The sequence below is a fragment of the Povalibacter sp. genome (assembly GCF_036735925.1).
GTDB lineage: Bacteria > Pseudomonadota > Gammaproteobacteria > Steroidobacterales > Steroidobacteraceae > Steroidobacter.
Genome location: NZ_DAINNK010000150.1, coordinates 1 through 3633, shown reverse-complemented (window position 1 = coordinate 3633; position 3633 = coordinate 1). Strand labels below are relative to the sequence as shown.

4 protein-coding genes are annotated in these 3633 nt (G+C 65.3%); all 4 read left to right on the top strand.

Features of this window, described 5'->3' with window-relative positions; genetic code table 11:
• A partial coding sequence (gene gcvT / locus V7D81_RS22970) for a glycine cleavage system aminomethyltransferase GcvT (RefSeq protein WP_324320714.1) occupies window positions 1-990 on the top strand: 990 nt, incomplete at its 5' end.
• A gap of 64 nt (window positions 991-1054) precedes the next feature.
• Window positions 1055-1450, top strand: coding sequence for a glycine cleavage system protein GcvH (gcvH, locus tag V7D81_RS22965; RefSeq protein WP_324320712.1), 396 nt, complete (start codon window positions 1055-1057; stop codon window positions 1448-1450).
• 1 nt (window position 1451) lies between these two features.
• Window positions 1452-2810, top strand: a complete 1359-nt coding sequence (gene gcvPA / locus V7D81_RS22960; RefSeq protein WP_324320710.1) for an aminomethyl-transferring glycine dehydrogenase subunit GcvPA — start codon at window positions 1452-1454, stop codon at window positions 2808-2810.
• A partial coding sequence (gcvPB, locus tag V7D81_RS22955; protein ID WP_324320708.1) for an aminomethyl-transferring glycine dehydrogenase subunit GcvPB occupies window positions 2810-3633 on the top strand: 824 nt, incomplete at its 3' end. The genes gcvPA and gcvPB, both read left to right, overlap by 1 nt.

Sequence of the window (3633 nt, the reverse complement as noted above, 5' to 3'; positions counted from 1 at the left end):
TCGCAGATCGAGGAGCACCATGCGGTGCGTCGCGATGCGGGCATGTTCGATGTGTCGCACATGCTGATCGCGGACGTCACCGGTCCGCGCACTCGCGAATACCTGCGTTATCTGCTCGCCAACGACGTCGCCAAGCTCAAGGACTCGGGCAAGGCGCTCTATAGCTGCCTGCTCAATGAGGCGGGCGGCGTCGTCGACGATCTGATCGTCTACTTCATCAATGAAAACTGGTTCCGCGTGGTCGTGAACGCCGGTACGCGCGACAAAGACATTGCGTGGCTGAAGCGCTTCGCCGGTCCGTTCGGTGTCGATATCAAGCCGCGCACGGACCTGGCGATGATCGCCGTGCAGGGGCCGAATGCGCGTGCCAAGGCATCGACGCTGCTCGGCTCGCACGCCGCAGCGGCGCAGGAACTGAAGCCTTTCTTCGGTCGCGAACTCGGTCCGTACTTCGTTTCGCGCACTGGCTACACGGGCGAGGATGGCTGGGAGATCGTGATGCCCGCCGCGGATGCGCCGAAGTTCTGGGCGGGTCTCAAAGCCGCCGGCGTCGCCGAATGCGGTCTCGGCGCGCGCGACACGCTGCGCCTGGAAGCCGGCATGAATCTCTACGGCAACGACATGGACGAGAACGTCTCGCCGCTCGAATCCGGCCTCACCTGGACTGTCGCCTTCGATCCGCCCGAACGCGATTTCGTCGGCCGCGCCGCGCTCGAAGCCCTGAAGCAGGGCGGCGTACCCCGCAAGCTCGTTGGCCTGGTGCTCGAAGATCGCGGCGTGCTGCGCGGCCATCAGAAAGTCGTCGCGCCCGGCGTGGGCGAAGGCGAACTGACCAGCGGCACCTTCTCGCCGACCCTGGAACGCTCGATCGGTTTCGCCCGCGTGCCCGCCGCCACGGGCGAGCAGGTGCAGGTCGATATCCGCGGCAAGCTGCTCGCGGCGCGGGTCGTCAAATATCCGTTCGTCCGCAACGGCAAGGCATTGATCTGATTTCCCGGGCGATGAAGGCAGCTTCGTCGCTCGATCACTTTCGCAACCTTCAGCAGGAACTCCCATGTCCTCCATTCCCGCCGATCTGAAGTATCTCGACTCCCATGAATGGGCCCGGCTCGAAAGCGATGGCACTGTGACCATCGGCATCTCTGATCACGCGCAGGGCGCGCTCGGCGACCTGGTGTTCGTCGAAGTGCCCGAAGTCGGCAAGACGCTGAGCAAGGGCGGCGCCGCGGCCGTGGTCGAATCCGTGAAGGCGGCGTCCGACGTGTACAGCCCCGTGTCCGGCGAAGTCATCGCCGCCAATGAGTCGCTCGGCTCTTCGCCCGAACTGGTGAACCAGGATCCGTACGGCAACGGCTGGCTGTTCAAGCTCAAACCCAGCAACAAGGCCGAGCTGGAACAGCTTCTCGATGCCAAGGGCTACGAGAAGGCGCTCGAGGCGGAAGGACACTGACATGCCTTTCATTCCTCATACCGACTCCGACGTCCAGGAGATGCTGGCGGCGATCGGCGCGCCCGCGATCGATTCGCTGTTCGACGAGATTCCGGCGAACCTGCGCATCCAGTCGCTCGCGGGCATTCCCGAAGCGCTGACCGAAATGGAAACCGGCCGGCTGATGCAGTCGCGCGCATCGCGCGACGGCCGGCCGCTGAATTTCATCGGCGCCGGCGCCTACGAGCATCACATTCCTGCCGCCGTCTGGGCGATCGTGACGCGCGGCGAGTTCTACAGCGCCTACACGCCGTACCAGGCCGAAGCCAGCCAGGGCACGCTGCAGCTGCTGTACGAATACCAGACCATGATGGCGAGCCTCACCGGCATGCAGGTGTCGAACGCCTCGCTGTACGACGGTGCCTCTGCGCTCGCCGAAGGCTGTCTCATGGCCGTGCGCGCGCACCGCAAGTCGAAGTCGGCGCGCATCCTGGTGCCGACGACGGTCAATCCGACCTACCTCGAAGTCTCGAAGGCGATCACCGAAGGTCAGAACCTGAAGTTCGAGTCCGTGCCGTACACGCCGGGGTCGGGCACGACGGCGACGTCCGCGCTGGATGCCTACAAGGGTCAGGACATCACCGCCGTGGTGATCCAGCAGCCGAACTTCTTCGGTCTGCTCGAAGATGTCGATGCCATCACCGACTGGGCACATGCGAACAATGCCTTCGTCATCGCGGTCGTGAATCCCTTGTCGCTGGCCATTCTCAAGCCGCCGGGCGAGTGGGGCGCGAAGGGTGTCGACATCGTCGTCGGCGACGGCCAGCCGCTCGGCGTGCCGCTGTCCTCGGGCGGTCCGTACTTCGGTTTCATGACCACGCGCATGGAATACGTGCGCCAGATGCCGGGCCGCATCATCGGCCGCACGGTCGATCTCGACGGCAAGCCCGGTTTCACCCTGACGCTGCAGGCGCGCGAGCAGCACATCCGCCGCAGCAAGGCGACCTCCAACATCTGCACCAACCAGGGCCTGCTGGTCACGGCGGCGACGATTCATATGTCGCTGCTCGGCGCGGCCGGACTCGAACAGGTGGCGGCGGCCTCGCAGCAGCAGACGAAGGCGCTGGTCGATGCGCTGACGAAGGTGAAGGGCGTGAAGCTCGCCTTCAACGGCCCGCGCTTCCACGAAGCCGTGCTGCAGCTCGATCGCAATGTCGGCGAGGTGCTCGAGGCGCTGGTGCAGCGCGGCGTCATCGGCGGCTACGACCTGTCGCGGAAATATCCGGAACTCGGCAATGCGCTGCTGGTGTGCGCAACCGAAACCCGAACCGATGAAGACATTGCGGCCTATGCGAAGGCGCTGGCCGAGGTGATGAAGTGATGCGCGAACCCCTGATTTTCCAGCACTCCCGCAGCGGTCGCAGCGCGGTCGCCCAGTATCCCCACGGTATCAAGGCCGATGTGCCGGCAGCGCTGCGTCGCAAGCAGCCGGCGAAACTGCCGGAGGTGTCGGAGCTGCAGGCGGTGCGGCATTTCACGCGCCTGTCGCAGCTCAACTTCTCCATCGACACGCATTTCTACCCGCTGGGGTCGTGCACGATGAAGTACAACCCGCGCGCCTGTAACCAGTTCGCGCTGCTGCCGGAGTTCCTGTCGCGTCATCCGCTCGGTCCGGACTCGGCGGGGCAGGGTTTCCTCGCCTGCATGTACGAGCTGCAGGAGATGCTCAAGGAAGTGACCGGCATGAAGGGCGTGTCGCTGACGCCGATGGCCGGCGCGCAGGGCGAATTCGCGGGCGTCGCGATGATCCGCGCGTACCACAAGGCGCGCGGCGATCACGAGCGTACCGAAATCATCGTTCCCGATGCGGCGCACGGCACCAATCCGGCGACGGCCACGATGTGCGGCTGCAGCGTGATCGAGATCCCGTCGCTGCCGAACGGGGATATCGATCTCGATGCACTGAAGCAGGCGGTCGGGCCGAAGACCGCGGGCATCATGCTCACCAATCCCTCGACGCTCGGCGTGTTCGAGCGCCGCATCCAGGAAGTGGCGCGCGTCGTGCACGAAGCGGGCGGCCTGCTGTACTACGACGGCGCCAACCTCAACGCCATCCTCGGCAAGGTGCGTCCGGGCGACATGGGCTTCGACGTCATCCACATGAACCTGCACAAGACCTTCTCCACGCCGCACGGCGGCGGCGG